The sequence below is a fragment of the Burkholderia sp. B21-005 genome (genome assembly GCF_020843965.1).
Taxonomy (GTDB): Bacteria; Pseudomonadota; Gammaproteobacteria; order Burkholderiales; family Burkholderiaceae; genus Burkholderia; species Burkholderia ambifaria.
On the sequence record NZ_CP086302.1, the window covers coordinates 2,375,935 to 2,393,343 of the forward strand.

The 17,409-nt window shown below is 66.1% G+C and carries 15 protein-coding genes; 1 reads left to right on the plus strand and 14 read right to left on the minus strand.

Going from position 1 to position 17,409, the window contains the following annotated elements; translation table 11 throughout:
- Positions 1–13: 13 nt before the first annotated feature.
- The 5 genes from LMA02_RS27215 to LMA02_RS27235 form a co-directional block, all read right to left on the minus strand.
- Positions 14–2,152 carry a type VI secretion system Vgr family protein gene (locus tag LMA02_RS27215; protein WP_175676365.1) on the minus strand — a complete coding sequence of 713 codons (2,139 nt, stop codon included), beginning with the start codon at positions 2,150–2,152 and terminating at the stop codon, positions 14–16.
- Positions 2,153–2,432: 280 nt separating this feature from the next.
- The gene (locus LMA02_RS27220) at positions 2,433–2,942 is read right to left on the minus strand and encodes an OmpA family protein (protein WP_228910019.1); all 510 of its coding nucleotides are present in this window, start codon (positions 2,940–2,942) and stop codon (positions 2,433–2,435) included.
- Positions 2,943–3,026: 84 nt separating this feature from the next.
- On the minus strand, positions 3,027–4,295 hold the full coding sequence (locus LMA02_RS27225; protein WP_228908259.1) for a diguanylate cyclase domain-containing protein: 1,269 nt from the start codon (positions 4,293–4,295) through the stop codon (positions 3,027–3,029).
- Positions 4,292–4,999 carry a YfiR family protein gene (locus tag LMA02_RS27230; RefSeq protein WP_228908260.1) on the minus strand — a complete coding sequence of 236 codons (708 nt, stop codon included), beginning with the start codon at positions 4,997–4,999 and terminating at the stop codon, positions 4,292–4,294. Before LMA02_RS27230 ends, LMA02_RS27225 begins: the two co-directional genes overlap by 4 nt.
- Before the next feature lie 419 nt (positions 5,000–5,418).
- A complete protein-coding gene (locus tag LMA02_RS27235; protein ID WP_228908261.1) occupies positions 5,419–6,504 on the minus strand; it encodes a hypothetical protein in 1,086 nt (361 codons plus the stop codon).
- Between the two features lie 311 nt (positions 6,505–6,815).
- On the opposite strand from LMA02_RS27235, the gene LMA02_RS27240 reads away from it, so the two are divergent.
- A complete protein-coding gene (locus LMA02_RS27240) occupies positions 6,816–8,057 on the plus strand; it encodes an NAD(P)/FAD-dependent oxidoreductase (protein WP_228908262.1) in 1,242 nt (413 codons plus the stop codon).
- A 10-nt stretch (positions 8,058–8,067) separates the two neighbouring features.
- On the opposite strand, the gene LMA02_RS27245 is transcribed toward LMA02_RS27240, so the two are convergent.
- From LMA02_RS27245 to LMA02_RS27285, 9 genes are all read right to left on the minus strand, one after another.
- On the minus strand, positions 8,068–8,829 hold the full coding sequence (locus tag LMA02_RS27245; RefSeq protein ID WP_228908263.1) for a FadR/GntR family transcriptional regulator: 762 nt from the start codon (positions 8,827–8,829) through the stop codon (positions 8,068–8,070).
- Between the two features lie 71 nt (positions 8,830–8,900).
- Positions 8,901–9,791, minus strand: a complete 891-nt coding sequence (locus LMA02_RS27250) for an amidohydrolase family protein (protein WP_228908264.1) — start codon at positions 9,789–9,791, stop codon at positions 8,901–8,903.
- A 48-nt stretch (positions 9,792–9,839) separates the two neighbouring features.
- The gene (locus tag LMA02_RS27255) at positions 9,840–10,781 is read right to left on the minus strand and encodes an ABC transporter substrate-binding protein (RefSeq protein ID WP_006749499.1); all 942 of its coding nucleotides are present in this window, start codon (positions 10,779–10,781) and stop codon (positions 9,840–9,842) included.
- A gap of 77 nt (positions 10,782–10,858) precedes the next feature.
- A complete protein-coding gene (locus tag LMA02_RS27260; protein WP_228908265.1) occupies positions 10,859–11,896 on the minus strand; it encodes an ABC transporter permease in 1,038 nt (345 codons plus the stop codon).
- Between the two features lie 16 nt (positions 11,897–11,912).
- On the minus strand, positions 11,913–13,454 hold the full coding sequence (locus LMA02_RS27265) for a sugar ABC transporter ATP-binding protein (protein WP_228908266.1): 1,542 nt from the start codon (positions 13,452–13,454) through the stop codon (positions 11,913–11,915).
- Between the two features lie 12 nt (positions 13,455–13,466).
- Positions 13,467–14,243, minus strand: coding sequence for an SDR family oxidoreductase (locus tag LMA02_RS27270; RefSeq protein ID WP_228908267.1), 777 nt, complete (start codon positions 14,241–14,243; stop codon positions 13,467–13,469).
- A gap of 53 nt (positions 14,244–14,296) precedes the next feature.
- On the minus strand, positions 14,297–15,574 hold the full coding sequence (locus tag LMA02_RS27275; RefSeq protein WP_228908268.1) for an L-fuconate dehydratase: 1,278 nt from the start codon (positions 15,572–15,574) through the stop codon (positions 14,297–14,299).
- A 23-nt stretch (positions 15,575–15,597) separates the two neighbouring features.
- Entirely contained in the window at positions 15,598–16,440 is an 843-nt protein-coding gene (locus tag LMA02_RS27280; protein ID WP_228908269.1) for an ureidoglycolate lyase, read from the minus strand.
- 39 nt (positions 16,441–16,479) lie between these two features.
- Entirely contained in the window at positions 16,480–17,244 is a 765-nt protein-coding gene (locus LMA02_RS27285; protein ID WP_175734661.1) for an SDR family oxidoreductase, read from the minus strand.
- Between the last annotated feature and the right edge of the window lie 165 nt (positions 17,245–17,409).

Sequence of the window (17,409 nt, forward strand, 5' to 3'; positions counted from 1 at the left end):
GGTTTTGTTCGAGTTATTTGTTGAGATCGATGCGCTTGCCGTTGACCATCACGCCGTCGTCGGTCATCAGGATCACGGAGCCCTTGTGCTCGAGGCGGATGCCCTCCGGCGCCAGCGAGATCGAGCTGTCCTGCACCTTCAGCAAGATGCCGCGCTCGGCCACGTAGGCTTGCGTCCCGCCGCCGCCATCCTTGGCCGGCGTCGTCACCTCGACTGTGGTCGCGGTCGTGCTGCGCTTCTCGGCGATCGTCTCGGTCAGGTTGCCCTGCGGAATCTGCTTCTCTTCACTACCGGTCGCCACGAGGACGGTACGCATCGGCCCCAGCACCTTGTGCGTCTCGCTGTTCTCGACCACCGTGTTCATGTCCTTCTGCGCGTGCATGAAGAATTCCTGCATGCCGTTCGTGTCGGTCATGCGGATCTCGTTCGATCCCTGCCCCTTGTGCGTCTGGCTCTTGATCCCCATCGTCTGGCCAGCCGCGCCGTGATACGGGTTGCCTTGCTCGCCGTTGAACACGCGGCCGACGATCACCGGGTTGTCCGGATCGCCCTGATTGAACGCCACGAGCACTTCCTGCTTGATCCGCGGAATCGCGGCCGCACCCCAGCCGTCACCCGCCCACGGTTGCGAAACGCGCACCCACATCGAGTCGGAGCCGTCCTTCTTGCCGCGTCGATCCCACGGAAAGTGCACCTTCACTGCGCTCCCGTTCGTATAGATCTCCTCGCCCTTCGGGCCGACGACGATCGCCGACTGCGTGCCATGAATCACCGGTTTCGGCGTCGCACGCGGCGCGCGGTACGGAATCTTCTTCGGCAACAGCGCGAAGCTGTTGCGGTACGGCAGTTTGGCGCTGTGCTGCGTGTAGTCGTTCACGGCCTCGTGTCGCACATGCAGGATCACGTATTCCTGGTTGTTCTCGAGGACCGGATGATTCGCCACGGTCACGGCGCCGGCCGTCGTCATGCGCCACGCATAGCCGCCGCCGGTATAGCGATGGGCCTGCGCCTCTTCGGCTTCCATCGCGAAACGCGCGTAGCGATTGCCGTCGTCGCCGTGGTCGTACAGCGACTGGTGCTCGAACCGTTCGGTCGCGTCAAGCCGCGCATGCTTGAGGTTCTGCGGCTCGGCCTCCACCAGCATCAGCGGCGACGACGGGTTCTGGTAATTGAAGTCGCGAAACGTGACCTTGCCGACGCCGAAGCGCCGCCCTTCGTGCAGTTGGTCGATACCGCTGTCTTCGCTCGCCTCGGTCGCGGCGAACGGCACGGTGGCCAGCCCGTCGATCGGACGGAACAGCAGGTTCGTGTCGCCGATCACGAGAAAGTGCTTGTCCTTCTCGTAGCGGTGCGTCCAGACCAGCCCCTCCTGCTCCATCAACCGCGCGCAGAAGTTGTAGTAAGACTCCTGGTACATCACGACGTACTCGAGCGGCTTCTGGCTCGTCCGGATATCGAACACGAAGTCGGAAAACCCGTGCTCCTGGAAAATCTCGGTGAGGATGTCCTGCGCGGTCTTGTTCTGGAAAATCCGGCAGTCGGTCGAGCGCGTCAGGAACCAGAACCACGGCACGGCCGTCAGGTGATACTGCGTGACATTCCCGGGGTTGCCGGCCCGGTCGAACGACGCCACGTAGCCATCGAAGTAACGGTCGTTCTCGCCGGTGCCCGCTGCCACGACGCGCTCGAGCGTCGACAAGCGCGCCTGCTGATCGAACCGGATCTTGACCTGCTGGCCGATCAGGTCGTCCGGGCGAAGGTCGTGGCGATGCGACAGCAGGTCGAGGTGGATTTCCGGCAACCGGTTCACGTACTCGTCGACAACGGCCGCGCTGACCAGCAGCACGTCCGGGCCAAGCGGCGTATCGAGCGTCACGTAACGATTGAGCTGGGTCAGGCGCGCGGGGTTGGCTGCGCCGTTGATCGCCTCGGCAATCGCGCCGGGCGTCTTGTCCATCAGCGAGAAACCGGTTTGCGCGAGCTGCATCGCGCGCTGGACGGTGTCGACGTGCCCGGCCAGGCCGGCAAGCGGCCCGAGGCTCCCGGCAACACTCGACGCGATCGGCGCGGCAAGGCCGCCGAGCGCGCTCAGGGATCCGAGCGCACCACCGCCCAAACCGTTGGGAATACCCCCGTTCGGAGCGAAACTCATTCTTGTTCCTTGCTTATGTTCTCAGGTTCTATCGGCCGGTTTCCCGGGCCGAGGCCTCGATAATGTAGGTCAAAACCCGACCGCGCGAAAGCGCCGCGCAAACGTTTTCGTTCCGCCCCCAAAACGACAGCACTTGGCCGGCGGCCGGGCGCCGGGGCGCGATCGACCGCAGCGAAGCACCGCGCCGATAAGCGCGGAAATCAGCACAATCTGCACGAAACTTGTGACAGGCACGTGCGATGAGAATCGACGCGAACGACGCGAGTGGGGCGAAGCCCCCTCACCGCGGCGAAACCACAATCGCCGCCCGCCGATTCTGCGCCCGCCCGGTCGACGTCCGGTTATCCCCCACCGGATCGTTCTTCCCCTTCCCTACAACCGCAATCTGCTTCCCGTCCAGCCCCACATCCACCAGTTCGATCGCCACCACCTCCGCCCGCCGCCGCGACAGTTCCAGGTCGTAAGCCGCCTCCCCCTCCTCATCGGAGTACCCATAAACCCGCACCCCATTGATTCCAGCCGACTTCAACGTCCTCCCGATCCGCTCAACGATCCGCCTCACATCCGGCTTGAGGTTATACCGATCGAAATCGAACAAAATCGGCCCGCTCGACCCGAACTCGAACCCTTGCCCGGTCTCCTGAAACCCGGCCGACTTCAGCGCCGTGACCTGCGTCTGCGTGAGCCCCCGATGCAGCGGCGGCGTCTTGCACCCGCCGAGCAACAGACACAGCAGCACCGCGCTTGCGACGCACAGCCTCCCAATGCTCACCGGCAACGAGTTTTTCATCATCGTCCCCTTCGTATGCGCCCGCGCCGCGTGCGCTTCTTATCCCGCCGCCACGGCCTCGCCCGCAGCGCGAAACGATAGACATCAAACCCGCCCGGCAACGCCTTCCGCCAACTGCCACGTCCCCGGCCGCGCGCGCTTCGCGCGGTACATCGCGGCATCCGCCGCCCGCAGCAAGCCGTTCGCGTCCGACGCGTGATCGGGATACAGCGCCACGCCGGCACTCATCATGGTGGCCACCATGCGTCCGTCGGGCAGCTCGATCGACGGCACCATGCCGGACAAAATCTCGTCGGCGATCCGGCACACGCTTTCCACTTCGCGCACAGTGCCCAGCATCACCGCAAATTCGTCGCCGCCCAGGCGTGCGACCAGATCGGTCTCGCGCACCTGCGTGCGCAACCGCGCCGCGACACCGATCAGCACCGCGTCGCCGACATCGTGGCCGAGGCAGTCGTTGATCTCCTTGAAGCGGTCGCAGTCGAGATACAGGATGGCGACCCGCTGCCCCGTCACCACGGCATCGCAAAGCGCCACCGACAGACGCGACTCGAACTGCGCGCGGTTGGGCAGCCCGGTGAGCGCATCGTGCGTCGCCTTGTGTTCGAGCGATGCGTTTTCGTCGCGCAGCGTGTTCTGCCAGTCTTCGAATTCGTCGAGCAACGCGTTGAAGTCGTCACCGAGCTGGTTGAGTTCGGCGATCACCGCAGGCTCGACGCGCCGCCCGAACGCACGTTCGCGCCGCACGGCATGCGCGACGCCGGCGAGCGCGCGCAGCGGCGCAACGATGTTGCGCAGCAGACGCTTCGAGCTGACATACGCGCCGAGCACGCTGACGGCCAGGCAGCCGAGAATGCCGCCGATGCCACCGAGCAGGAATCCGAAGAACTGATGCCCGCGGCCACGCACGATGACCTGGCCGACGACGATGCCGTCGTGCATCACCGGGATGGCCACGGGCCCGGGCAACGCGAGAGCGGCGACACCGCGCTCGAGCCGGGCGATCCGGTCTTCGGTGGGCAGCTTCCAGGTCGCGAACAACTGTCCTCTGGCATCGGTGACCACCACCTGCGCGACGTCCTCGTCGTTGGCGATGGTTGCGATCGCCTCGTTTGCCGCGACGCGGTCGCCGAACACGAGCGCCGCCTCGACCGTATAGCCGAGCGAGCGGGCCAGCAGGTTCAGGTTGTTGCCGGCATACGCGCGCAACGCGATCACGGCGACGACGATCAGCGACACGGCGGCCATCGCAACCGCGACGAAGGCCAGGCGCAAATGCGCGCGACGCAGCACGCTTTGCAGCGTCGGGCGCGGCACACGTGAAGACGAAATGGGGGGCGCGGAGCGTGTCATGGCATCAGCGGCCGTCGCGCGAGATTGAGCACGTTCGGATGCACGCGCACGCCGCTGCGCGCGACGGCGTCGAGATTGATGTCGAACGTGACGCGTTCGGCCTCGACCGTGAGGCAGAACATGGCACCTGCGGTGCAGGACTCGTCGTGTTCGGCGATCGTCAGCACCGGGCGGCCCGCCAGCGCGGCTCTTATCCGCGCTCGCTCATCGTCGGCCAGGATGCCGAGATAGACGACGTCGCACGCGAGGCCGAGCGCGGGATCGTCGAAGCGCACGCGCTGCACGTCGAGCGCGGTCGAGCCTGCCTGCAACGTGTCGGTCAGGCCGGCCGCGTAGTTGGGGCGACCGGTCACGCACAAATGCAGACGAACGGGTGTCGAGGGCCAGCGCGTGAAACTGACGATGCCGAGCACGACCTGGCGCACGGCGGAGTCGTGTGAGGAAATCACGGGACTGGCAGGACTGACGGCCGGCGCGGCGGCGGCGATTCGCACGGTTTCGCCTGGCTCTTCCGTATCCGCAGACGCCCCGGCGAGGACGGCCGGCGCACCGCTCAGAACGCAAACGATTGCGACGAACGCGTGGCGTAACGTGGCGACTCGGCCTGGCCGGCCGGACGCCGTACACGCAGCGATTGCCGCCGCGTACGCTGGCGTCGATACGGCTGCATGACTCGCCGCCGCCGCGCACACACTCGCATCCATGATGGAAACATCTGCTGCAGTCGTTCCCGGCGCTACCGCTTACCTGCATGCGCATGCAAGCACCGTCTCACGCGCACGATTGCTTCCATCTTAGGTAAAAATTCGTATCCCAAACCAGTGGGATACACCCGCGAATAACATCGGAAAGTATGTTGAATCGAGGCTGCTCGGGATAATGCGTGTGCAGGAAATGCCTAATGCCCATCCGATCGTGACGGTAACCGATTGATCAGCGGATAGGACGACCGTGCGCGTCAAAATTCATACGTTCACGTTCGTCAGCGACGCACCGGACCCGCGTCAACCGCACACCGACGCGCAGTCAGTAAAATTTGCTGCGCGATTGCGTCGACAGACGGAGCGGCCCCGACACGCGATGCTCGACATCACGAAGGCTCATCCGCCCGGGAAAATGGCGCTTAATTAGGCTTGCACGATACGGTTCGGAACACGTACCCGTCACCTTCCTTCACGGCCTCCGACACACGGTCGTCTCCAATGCGCGCGAACAATCCCTCATGGTTGTCTCCGCGGCATGCGCCCGCTGCCGAATACGTCGCTCTCACCAGCGCGTGCGAAAGCAGCGTCCGTGTTTCGATGCTGCCGATGAGGTAGGCAGGCCCCATCAGCAACGGTATGGCCCAGAACACCAGACCAACCGGCGCAAGCATGGCAATCACCTGGCGGAGCCGCTCCCGGCCATCCAGCTCCGACTTTTTCAGCCCGAATCTGAGTCTTCTCCAGGTCACGGTCATCCGTTCGACACCCTCTCTGCTGAATATCCGGACGTGATTCGCAGAAACCTGAATGAGCATGCTACCCATCAGGAAAACAAACTGAAATGCAAGGAACACGACGAGCGAGATCCCCGCAGCCTGGACCAGACGCAGCGCAAAGAATGCAGAAGCTGACAGACCGGTGAAGCTGGAAAAATGATCGGCGGTTTCATGCGTCAACGTCAGAACCAGCTTCTCCGCGTCCGAGCGCGCGAGCCAAAGCGCAACCGACGCAACCGCCAGATAGGCGCCCTTTCCTAATGCCTTGCTCCATGTCCATCGCGCGATCAGATGCAACACATGGTAAATGTGCCGTGCAGCTGCGTATGCGAGAAGAAGAAAAACGGGTATGGAGAAGCGATCGATCCATGTCGCATTCAGCACGACCCACAAAATTCCGGAAAGCAACAACATCATCGCGACCAAACCATACGCCACGGTGACATCAGGCGGCAGCTTCGCGATAGGGCGCAGTTTCCGCATGACTCTGACCGTGCGACGGATCAGCCAAGTTCGAAACGGTCCCAACTCCTGTATCCATTCACGCAAGATTCCGTACAGCATCGTTGCTGAAATCGCACCGATGAGCAGTTTGCTCACCAGTTGAAACTTGAGGAGCGGCAGCATGGCGAACAGCCCGGCCAGAACGGCGGCGCTGCGAACGATCGGGGATCGGTGCCACGGAACGGCGGCGGGTTGTCGGGCCTCGGGAATATTGTTGTCGGACATTGCGCGTTCAGATGACCAGTTAGTAAATTCGATGAAGTCGCATTCCCTCCAGGGGCGCCACTCATTCCGGAAGAGAAAAACGCAACTCGTGCGACGCGTTCGTATCCGGCTTCGTGCGGCCGCCGGCCGCCTAGCGTATAACCTGGGCACCCATCGCGACAACCTCTCCCCTCGCGAAAGCATGCCAATTCGCGCATCGCCGCGTTCGCGAGTATCCTTGCTGATCATTCGATTGCAATCCGCGCATCCGACCGAAGCGCTCGTCGCCGACGCTGCGTGTCGGTCATCAACCGTTCATTTTGTCTTCCCACATGGACTTCGACGTAATCGTTCTGGGCGCAGGCATCGTCGGCGTCTCCGCCGCGCTGCACCTGCAGGATCGCGGCCGCAAGGTCGCCCTCGTCGACCGCGGCGCGCCCGGCGAAGGCACGAGCTTCGGCAACGCAGGGCTGATCGAGCGCTCGTCGATCGAACCGTATCCGTTTCCGCGCAGCCCCTTCACGCTGATGCGCTACGCGCTGAACCGCTCCACCGATCTCTACTGGCACGGCACATCGCTGCCCGCGTTCGCGCCGTGGCTCGCGCGTTTCTGGTGGGAATCGGCGCCGATGCGTCACGCAGCCGCGTCGCGCGACATGCTGCCGCTGATCGAGCGCTGCATCGTCGAGCACGACGCGCTGATCGCGCGTGCCGGCGCAGGGGAACTGGTGCGTGCAAGCGGCTGGATGGAAGCGTTCCGCACGCCGGCCGCATTCGAACGCGCGGTCGCCGATGCGGGACTCACCGCGCGCCGCCACGGGCTCGGCATTACGCCGCTCGATGCCGCGGCACTGCGTGCGCAGGAACCGAGCCTCGCGCCCGGCTTCTGCGGCGCGCTGCACTGGCTCGATCCGAAAAGCGTCGTCGATCCGTCCGCGCTCGTCAAAACCTACGCGCAACTCTTCGTGCAAGGCGGCGGCACGCTGCTCACCGGCGATGCCGCGAGCCTCGACGCCTTGTCGCCAGGCTGGCAGGTCACGACGGAACAAGGCAAGATCGCCGCGCCAGCCGTGGTCGTCGCGCTCGGCCCGTGGTCCGACACGGTGTTCGGCAAGTTCGGCTACAAGATTCCGCTGCGCGAGAAGCGCGGCTATCACATGCACTACGCGCCTTCCGAACGCGGCGCGCCGTCGGCGCCGATCGTCGATCGCGAATACGGCTACGTGATCGCGCCGATGCGGCGCGGATTGCGGCTGACCACCGGCGTCGAGATCGCGCGGCGCGGCCTGCCGCCGACAGGCGTGCAGCTCGATCGCGCGGAACGCGTCGCGCGCCCGGTGTTCGGCTTCGGCGAACGGCTCGACCCGCAACCGTGGCTCGGCTTCCGGCCGTGCACGCCGGACATGCGGCCGGTGATCGGCCCCGCGCCCGCGCATCGCGGGCTGTGGTTCTCGTTCGGGCACAACCATCACGGGCTCACGCTCGGCCCCGTCTCCGGCCGCCTGCTGGCCGAGATGATGACGGGCGAAGCACCGTTCACCGATCCGACGCCCTACCGCGCCGACCGCTTCTGAGCCCGCGCGCTCAGTCGAGCGCGCGGCCGAAGATCCGGATCACCTCGTCGAGATGCTCGGCCATCGCGCGGCGCGCGGCCTCGGGGTCGCGTGCGCGGATCGCGTCGAGGATCGCGCGGTGTTCCAGCTCCGACCGGTGCGGCATGTCGTTGGGCATGTACAGCGACTGCAGGCGCTGGAACATCAGATCGTACTTGTGCGCGAGCAACTGCTTGATCATCAGCGCATAAGCCGGGTTGTCGCTCGCTTCCGCGATACGGATATGGAACAGCCGGTCGCCCGGATGCGTGAGCGAGCCGCTGCGATTGTCTTCCTGGTTGCGCAGGAACGCGTCGTGAATCCCTTCGATTTGCTCGTCCGAGCCGTGTTTCGCCGCGAGCGCCGCGGCTTCCGGCTCGATCAGCCGGCGCGCCTGCAACAGCGCGAACGGCGGGATTTCGGTATCGAGGTCGAGCGCAATGCCGAGCTCAGGATCGATCTCGACGATCGAAAACGGCGCAACTTTCGTCTCGGGCCGCGGTTCCGGTGCGGCAGCCGCCTCGGGTTGGCGCACCTTCACGCCGTCGCCGACACGCACGCTGACGAGCCCGCTCACTTCGAGCGCGATCAGCGCCTCGCGCACCGACGTGCGCGACACGCCGAACTGCTCGGCCAGTTCGCGCTCGGGCGGCAGATAGCTGCCCGGCGGAAAATCGCCGGACCCGATCATCGCGCTGAGCTTGTCGGCGATCTGCTGGTAGAGGCGGCGGTTCTGAATCGGCTGGATGGACATACGTTGATACAGGTAAGCGGTTGCGTTGCGGACGGCCCGACGAATGAAGCATCGGGCCGCTCGCGCCTATTTTATATGCCGGGATTCGGGTCGCCCGGCACCGCATAGCAACGTGCGGCCGTACCGCCCCACAACGCGTTGCGCTCGGCCGCCGACAACCGCGCTTCGGCCCAGCGCTCGACCAGCGACGCCACCTCGTCATACGACGCCGCGAGCAGACACACGGGCCAGTCCGAGCCGAACATCAGCCGCTGCGGGCCGAACGCGTCGAGCACCGCATCGAGGCATTGCTCGATGTGCCGGATGTCCTGCCCGCGCAGGCCGCGCCGCCAGTCCGCCTCGGTCACGAACCCCGACAGCTTGCACACGACATGCGGCAGCGCGCCCAGCTCGCGCAACGCGGCACGCCAGCGTGCGAGTGCGGTGTCGTCGCGGTCGAACTCGGCGAGCGCGGGCTTGCCCGCATGATCGAGCACGAGCCAGTGCGCATCGTGCCGTGCGCAGAACGCGCGCACATCCGGCAACTGGCGTTCGAACACGAGCACGTCGTACACGTAACCGTTCGCCTGCAGCCACGCGACGCCGCGATTAAACGCGGGATCCGCGACGAACGCGCCGACGTCGGCTTCGTCCTGCACCTGGTGACGAAAGCCGCGCAGCTTCGGGCTGCGCCACTCGGCGATGCGGTCGGCGAGCGCCGGCGCACCGAGATCCTCCCAGCCGACCACCGCCGCGATGCGCGCGTCGTCGCGGGCGAGATCGAGCAGGAACGCCGTCTCGTCGCGTCCGGCGCGCGCCTGCACCGCGATCGACGCGCCGAGCGCCTGCGCATGCATCTGCGGCCACAGCGCGTCGGGCAGGTAATCGCGGGCGAGCACGCCCATGCCGGGGCCGATCCACGGATAGTCGGCCGCGCGGTAACGCCAGAAGTGTTGATGGGAATCGATGCGCACTGCGCCCATGGTGTCCTCGTGGTTCGCCCTCGAACGCGGCATCACATCATGTCACGCTCAGTCGTACAACACCGCCGAGATCTTCGGGTCGTCGATATTGGTCTTGTCATACCAGTAGAAACCGGTATCGATGACCTTCGGCAGCTTCTCGCCCTTGATCGCCTTCACGGCCGCCTCGACGGTCTTGTAGCCGATCCCGATCGGATTCTGCGTGATCGCGCCGGCCATCAGCCCGCTGCGGATCGCGTCCTTCTGCTGCTTGCCCGAATCGTAGCCGACGATCACGACCTTGCGCTTCATCTCGCGCACGCCATTCACCACGCCGATCGCCGAGCCTTCGTTGGTGCCGAACAGGCCCTTGAGCTTCGGATACGCCTGCAGGATCGACTTCGTCACCTCGGTCGACTTCAGCTGGTCGCCTTCGCCGTACTGCACGGTCACGACCCGCACCTTCGGGTGCGCCGACTTCATCCGTTCGAGAAAGCCGTCGCGGCGATCGATGCCGGTGCGGCTCGTCTGGTCGTGCGCGACCACGGCGACCTCGCCTTCGTCGCCGATCAGCGCGGCGAGCTTGTCGGCGGCGAGCGATGCGGCGGCCTTGTTGTTGGTCGCGGCCGTCGTCACCGGAATGTCGCTGTCGACGCCCGAGTCGAACGCGATCACGGGGATCTTCTCGGCCTGCGCCTTCTTCAGGAGCGGCAGCGCGGCCTTGCTGTCGAGCGCCGCGAAGCCGAGCGCGGCCGGCTTCTTCGCGATCGCGGCGGACAGCATGTCGATCTGCTTGTCGACCATCGCCTCGGTTTCGGGGCCTTCGAACGTCACCTTCACCTTGTAGTCCTTCGCGGCCTGCATCGCGCCCGCTTTCACGGCCTGCCAGAACTGATGCTGGAAGCCCTTCGAGATCAGCGGGATGTAGGTTTCCTGCGCCTGCGCGCCGGCCGTCACGCCGACGGCGAACGTCAGCCCGACGATCGCGTTCAACACCTTGCTCCTGATCACTTCGCGTCTCCTTGGTTGGTATCGACTGAAATGCCGGCCCGGCCGGCGGTGAAGCAGATGCATAGCACGTACGTGCGTCAGCGGCGGCGCCGGCGCAGGATGTCGACGTAGACGGCGAGGATGATGATCACGCCCGTCACGACCGTCTGCCATTCCTGCGCGACCGACATGATGCGCAGGCCGTTGGTCAGCACGCTCATGATGAACGCGCCGATGATGGTGCCGACGATGCTGCCCGCGCCGCCCGACAGCGACGTGCCGCCGATCACGACGGCCGCGATCGCATCGAGTTCGTAGCCCTGCCCGAGCGCCGGCTGCGCGGAATTCAGCCGCGACGCGATCAGGAGCCCCGCGATCCCGCACACCGCGCCGCTGAACGTGTAGACGGCGATCTTCCACGCATCGACGTTCACGCCGGACAGCCGCAGCGCTTCCTCGTTACTGCCGAGCGCGAACGTGTAGCGGCCGAAGAGGGTGCGGTTCAGCACGATCGATGCGCCGATCGCGACGAGGAACAGGATCAGCACCGCGTTCGGAATCGGCAGCGCGGGGATCAGGCTGCCGATCAGCGAATCCTGCGCGATCGACGTGAAGCCCGGCGTGTCGTTGAAGTAGATCGGCCGGGTGCCCGAGATCACGAGCGACAGCCCCTTCAACAGCATCATCATGCCGAGCGTCGCGATGAACGGCGGCACCTTCATCTTCGCGATCACGAAGCCGGACACGCTGCCCGACAGCGCGCCAAAGCACAGCGCGGCCAGGATCCCGAGCGGCAGCGGCATCCCCCACTTCGTCAGCACGACGCCGGCCATCACCGCGCAGAACGTCATCAGCGTGCCGACCGACAGGTCGATGCCCGACGTGATGATCACGTAGGTGCATGCGACCGCCAGCACGCCGTTCACCGCGGTGGCCTGCAGGATCGACACGAGGTTGTCGACATCGAGGAAGTTCGGCGACGCGAAGCTGAAGAATGCGATCAGCAGCACGAGGCTCGCGAACGCGAGCAGCTTCTGCCGCGCGGCCGGGTTGAAGAAGCGGGCTTTCAGGCCGGCTGCGCCGGCCGGCGTGTCGCCGGTGGCCAGAGGCGGAACGGGATGCGTATCGTTGGGCATGATCGTAGGGGCTGAATCAGGACAATACGGTCGACTCGCGCTGCGTCGCGAGCTGCATGATCTTTTCCTGCGTGGCGTCGGCCGCGCGCAATTCGCCGGTCACGCGCCCTTCGCACATCACGAGAATCCGGTGGCTCATGCGCAGCACCTCGGGCAACTCCGACGAGATCATCACGATTGCCTTGCCGTCGGCGGCGAGCGCGTCGAGCAGCTTGTAGATCTCGCTTTTCGCGCCGACGTCGATGCCGCGCGTCGGCTCGTCGAAGAACAGGATGTCGCAATCGCGCAGCAGCCACTTCGCGATCACGATCTTCTGCTGGTTGCCGCCCGACAGCAGGCGCGCGGGCTGCGCGACCGACGGCGTGCGAATCGCGAGCTGCCGCACGTACGACTGCGCGGTGTCGCGCATCGCGCGCGCATCGAGGAACAGGCCGCGCCGCACGAAGCGGCGCATGCTCGACAGCGCGATGTTGTTCTGCACGTCCATCCCGACCGCGAGCCCGAAGTGCTTGCGGTCTTCCGACAGATAACCGATCCCGTGCGCGACCGCGTCGGCCGGCGTGCGGATCGTCACGGTCTTGCCATGCACGCGGATCTCGCCGGCGTCGACCGGGTCCGCGCCGAACACCGCCCGCGCGACCTCGGTGCGGCCCGCGCCCATCAGCCCCGCGAAGCCGAGGATCTCGCCGCGCCGCAGCGTGAAGCCGACGTCGCGGATCGCGCGCCCGCGCGACAGCCCGCGCACTTCGAGCGCGACGTCGTTCGCGGACGTATCGGGCGGCGTGCGGAATTCGGTATCGAGCTGGCGGCCGACCATCATCGCGATGATCGCGTCCATCGACGTGCCTGCCATCGGCACGGTCGCGACATACTTGCCGTCGCGCATCACCGTCACGCGGTCGGCGATCTGGCGCAGTTCGTCCATCTTGTGCGAGATGTAGACGATGCCGACACCGTGCGCGCGCAACTCGCCGATGATGCGGAACAGCTCGGCGATCTCCGCGTTGTTCAGCGCGGCGGTCGGCTCGTCCATGATGAGCACGCGCGAGTCGAACGACAGCGCCTTCGCGATCTCGACCATCTGCTGCTTCGCGACCGTCAGCCGGCCGACCGGCGTGCGCGGGTCGAGATCGAGCCGCATCCGCGCGAAGATCGCGGCCGCGTCGCGGTTGAGCTTGTCCTCGTCGACGAACACGCCGAAGCGGCCGCGCGGCTCGCGGCCGATGAAGATGTTCTGCGCGACGCTCAGGTGGTTCATCAGGTTCAGTTCCTGATGGATGATGCCGATCCCCAGCGCCTGCGCGGCGCGCGGATCGTCGATCTCCACCGCGCGGCCGTCCATCCGGATTTCCCCGCCGTCCTTTTGATACACGCCGGCGAGGATCTTCATCAGCGTCGATTTGCCGGCGCCGTTCTCGCCCATCAGCGCGTGCACTTCGCCGGCGCGCAGGTCGAACCGGCAATCGTCGAGCGCCTGCACGCCCGGAAAGCGCTTGCTGACGCCGGTCAGCTCGATCAGCGCGGCGGGTGCGTCGGTCGGGTTCGGATCAGGTTGCATGGCTCGCCGTCCTCAGCCGATCGCGCGATCGAGATGCGTATAGCCGCCGTCGACGAACAGCCACTGCCCCGTCGTGTGCGATGCGCGTTCCGACAGCAGGAACACGGCCGTGTCGGCAATCTCGTCGGCCGTCGTGAAGCGCTTGCCGAGCGGCACCTTGCCGGCGATCTCCGCAAGCTTCGCATCCGGGTCGTCGAAGCCGGCGATCCAGTTCTGGTAGAGCGGCGTCATCACCTCCGCCGGGATCACCGCGTTCACGCGCACGCCGTCGTTGCGCAATGCGACCGCCCATTCGCGCGTCAGCGCGAGCTGCGCACCCTTCGATGCGCAATAGCCGCTCGTGTTGCCCTGCCCGGTGACGGCCGTCTTCGACGAAATGTTGACGATCGCGCCGCGCGCGGCCTTCAGGTGCGGCACGCAGTGATGCGCCATCACGTAGTAGTGGATCAGGTTGCGCTCCAGCGATGCGACGAACGCGTCGCGCCCGGCATCGAGGCCGATGCTGTCGTTGATGCCCGCGTTGTTGACGAGGCCGTCGATGCGGCCAAAACGCGCGACGGTCTGCGCGACGCCGTCGCGGCACTGCGCGTCGTCCTGCAGTTCGACGGACACGCGCGCGGCGCGCGGCTGCGTCTGCGTGAGTGCGCGCCAGAAGCCGTCGTCCGGCGCGTGGCGTGCGAACACGACCGGAATCGCGCCTTCGCCGGCGAGCCGCATCGAGATCGCGGCGCCGATGCCCGACGCGCCGCCGGTCACGATCACGACCTTGTCTTGCAGATTCAAATCCACTTCGCGTCTCCATCGTTCATGTTGTGGCCGCGCGCGACGCGCGGCGCCGTGCTTCAGCCGCGGAACCGATACTGCTCCAACGATGCCGGCTTCATCTCGATCGAGAAGCCGGGCGCCGTCGGCGGCATGTACGCCGCGCCGCGCACGACGCACGGGTCGACGAAATGCTCGTGCAGGTGATCGACGTATTCGGTCACGCGCCCTTCCTTCGTGCCGGAAATGCACACGTAGTCGATCATCGACAAATGCTGCACGTATTCGCACAGCCCGACGCCGCCCGCATGCGGACACACCGGCAGCCCGTACTTCGCGGCCAGCAGCATCACCGCGAGAATCTCGTTCACGCCGCCGAGCCGGCACGCGTCGATCTGCACGACGTCGATCGCGCCGCGCTCGATGAACTGCTTGAACAGCACGCGGTTCTGGCACATCTCGCCGGTCGCGACCTGCACGGGCGCGATCGCCTCGCGGATCTTGCGATGCCCTTCGACGTCGTCGGGGCTCGTCGGCTCCTCGATGAACCACGGTTTCGCGAACGCCAGCGCGCGCACCCAGTCGATCGCCTCGTCGACTTCCCACACCTGGTTCGCATCGATCATCAGCTTGCGCTCGGGGCCGATCACCTCGCGCGCGATCGTCACGCGGCGGATGTCGTCCTCCAGGTTCGCGCCGACCTTCAGCTTCACGTAGTCGAAACCGGCGTCGACCGCCTCGCGGCACAGCCGGCGCAGCTTGTCGTCGCTGTAGCCGAGCCAGCCCGCCGACGTCGTATAGCATGGGTAGCCGTCGCGCTCGAGCGCCGCGATCCGTGCGGCCTTGCCCGGCGCCTGGCGGCGCAACAGCGCGAGCGCCTCGTCCTGCGTCAGGCAGTCGGTCAGGTAGCGGAAGTCGATCGCGCGCACGATTTCCTCGGGGCTCATGTCGGCGACGAGCCGCCACAGCGGCTTGCCCGCGGCCTTCGCCCACAGATCCCACACCGCATTGACGACGGCGCCCGTCGCCAGGTGGATCGCGCCCTTGTCGGGGCCGATCCAGCGCAACTGGCTGTCCGACGTCACATGCCGCCAGAAGCGGCCCATGTCCTCGCGGATCCAGTCGAGGTCGAGGCCGACGACGAGGTGACGCATCGCGTCGATCGCCGCGCAGCAGATTTCGTTGCCGCGCCCGATGGTGAACGTGAGCCCGTGGCCTTCGAGCCCGTCGTGGTCGGTTTCGAGCACGACGTACGCAGCCGAATAATCGGGGTCCGGGTTCATCGCGTCGGAGCCGTCGAGCTGGCGCGAGGTCGGGAAGCGCACGTCGAGGACGCGCATCGATCGAATGATAGGCATGGCGAACGGTCCGTTAAAGGAAATCAGGCCTGCACGGTGCGCTGGCGCTGCTCGCCGAGCCCGTCGATGCCGAGCGTGATCACCTGCCCGGCGCGCAGATAGACGGGCGGCTTCTGGCCGAGCCCGACGCCCGGCGGCGTGCCGGTCGAGATCACGTCGCCCGGCTGCAGGCTCATGAAGCGGCTCAGGTAGCTGATCAGGTGCGGCACGCGGAACACCATCGTCGCGGTCGTGCCGTTCTGGTAGCGATGGCCATCCACCTCCAGCCACAGCCGCAGCGCGTTCGGATCGGGCACTTCGTCGGCCGTCACGAGCCACGGGCCGAGCGGGCCGAACGTGTCGTTGCCCTTGCCCTTGTCCCACGTGCCGCCGCGCTCGAGCTGGTATTCGCGCTCCGACACGTCGTTCACCACGCAGTAGCCGGCGACGTGCGACAGCGCGTCGGCTTCGTCGATATAGCGGCCGCCCTGGCCGATCACGACACCGAGCTCGACTTCCCAGTCGGTCTTCTCCGAGCCGCGCGGAATCTCGACGTCGTCGTTCGGCCCCGAAATCGCGCTCGTCCATTTGCCGAACACGACCGGCTCCTTCGGGACGTCCATGCCCGATTCGGCCGCATGGTCGGAATAATTGAGCCCGATGCAGATGAACTTGCCGACGCGGCCGACGCATGCGCCGAGCCGCGGCGTGCCTTCGACGCGCGGCAACGACGACGGGTCGATGTCGCGCAGCCGTGCGAGCGACGCGGGCGTCAGCGCGTCGCCGGCGATATCGTCGATCACGCCCGACAGGTCGCGAATCGTTCCCTGCGCGTCGAGCAGGCCCGGTTTCTCATGGTGTTTGTCGCCAAATCTCAGCAGTTTCATGTCGTCTGAATGGAATCGGAAAGTGAATGGGGAGCGCGGTTAGTTCGACCAGCCGCCGTCGATCAGGTGAATCGCGCCGGTGGTGAACGACGCTTCGTCGGACGCCAGATACAGCGCGAGCGCGGCGACTTCATCCGCGGTACCGATACGGCCCATCGGCTGCCGCGCGACGAACGCCTGGCGCACCGTGTCGGTCGACACCTGGCGCGTGCGCGCCTGTTCGGCGATCCGCTGTTCCAGCGACGGCGACTCGATCGTGCCCGGGCAGATCGCGTTGCAGCGAATGCGCTGCTCGACGAAATCGGCGGCAACCGCCTTGGTGAGGCCGATCACGGCCGCCTTGGTCGTGCCGTAGACGAAGCGGTTCGGCACGCCCTTCACGCTCGACGCGGCCGACGCCATGTTGATGATCGACGCGCCGCCGGCTTCCAGCATCGCCGGCAACAGCGCGCGGATCAGCCGGTACATCGACGTGACGTTCAGGTTCAGCGAGAACGCCCATGCGGCGTCGTCGCAGTCGAGGATCGAGCCGTGGTGCACATAGCCGGCGCAGTTGAACAGCACGTCGAACGCGCGCTCCTGCGCGGCGAGTGCCGCGACGTCGCCCGCGTCGGTCACGTCGAGCCGCCGCGTCGCCAGCCGGCCGCCCGCGCGCTCGGCGTCGGCCGCGAGTTGCGCGAGCGCGGCTTCGTTGATGTCGGTCGCCAGCACGTCGGCGCCCTCGCTTGCGAACCGCAGCGCGGTCGCGCGGCCGATACCCTGCCCGGCCGCCGTCACCAGCGCACGCTTGCCCTGCAATCTCATGAGCACTTCTCCTGTGGAAGTCGGCCGAGCCGATCGATTGGCACAAAGGACTAAAGGTCCAACCAATCATAGAAACAGATTCGGGATTTGTCACGAGCGCGCGATTCAGTATTTTCCCGAGCGGGAGAATGGGGGCGAAGGGGTGAAGCCGGTTGGTGCGGCGGC

Bases quoted from the DNA above. Each gene is read 5' to 3' on its own strand.
- LMA02_RS27220 (WP_228910019.1), bottom strand. From the start codon at position 2,942: ATGAAAAACTCGTTGCCGGTGAGCATTGGGAGGCTGTGCGTCGCAAGC.
- LMA02_RS27275 (WP_228908268.1), bottom strand. From the start codon at position 15,574: ATGCCTATCATTCGATCGATGCGCGTCCTCGACGTGCGCTTCCCGACC.
- LMA02_RS27225 (WP_228908259.1), bottom strand. From the start codon at position 4,295: ATGACACGCTCCGCGCCCCCCATTTCGTCTTCACGTGTGCCGCGCCCG.
- LMA02_RS27280 (WP_228908269.1), bottom strand. From the start codon at position 16,440: ATGAAACTGCTGAGATTTGGCGACAAACACCATGAGAAACCGGGCCTG.
- LMA02_RS27285 (WP_175734661.1), bottom strand. From the start codon at position 17,244: ATGAGATTGCAGGGCAAGCGTGCGCTGGTGACGGCGGCCGGGCAGGGT.
- LMA02_RS27245 (WP_228908263.1), bottom strand. From the start codon at position 8,829: ATGTCCATCCAGCCGATTCAGAACCGCCGCCTCTACCAGCAGATCGCC.
- LMA02_RS27240 (WP_228908262.1), top strand. From the start codon at position 6,816: ATGGACTTCGACGTAATCGTTCTGGGCGCAGGCATCGTCGGCGTCTCC.
- LMA02_RS27235 (WP_228908261.1), bottom strand. From the start codon at position 6,504: ATGTCCGACAACAATATTCCCGAGGCCCGACAACCCGCCGCCGTTCCG.
- LMA02_RS27250 (WP_228908264.1), bottom strand. From the start codon at position 9,791: ATGGGCGCAGTGCGCATCGATTCCCATCAACACTTCTGGCGTTACCGC.
- LMA02_RS27230 (WP_228908260.1), bottom strand. From the start codon at position 4,999: ATGGATGCGAGTGTGTGCGCGGCGGCGGCGAGTCATGCAGCCGTATCG.
- LMA02_RS27215 (WP_175676365.1), bottom strand. From the start codon at position 2,152: ATGAGTTTCGCTCCGAACGGGGGTATTCCCAACGGTTTGGGCGGTGGT.
- LMA02_RS27260 (WP_228908265.1), bottom strand. From the start codon at position 11,896: ATGCCCAACGATACGCATCCCGTTCCGCCTCTGGCCACCGGCGACACG.
- LMA02_RS27265 (WP_228908266.1), bottom strand. From the start codon at position 13,454: ATGCAACCTGATCCGAACCCGACCGACGCACCCGCCGCGCTGATCGAG.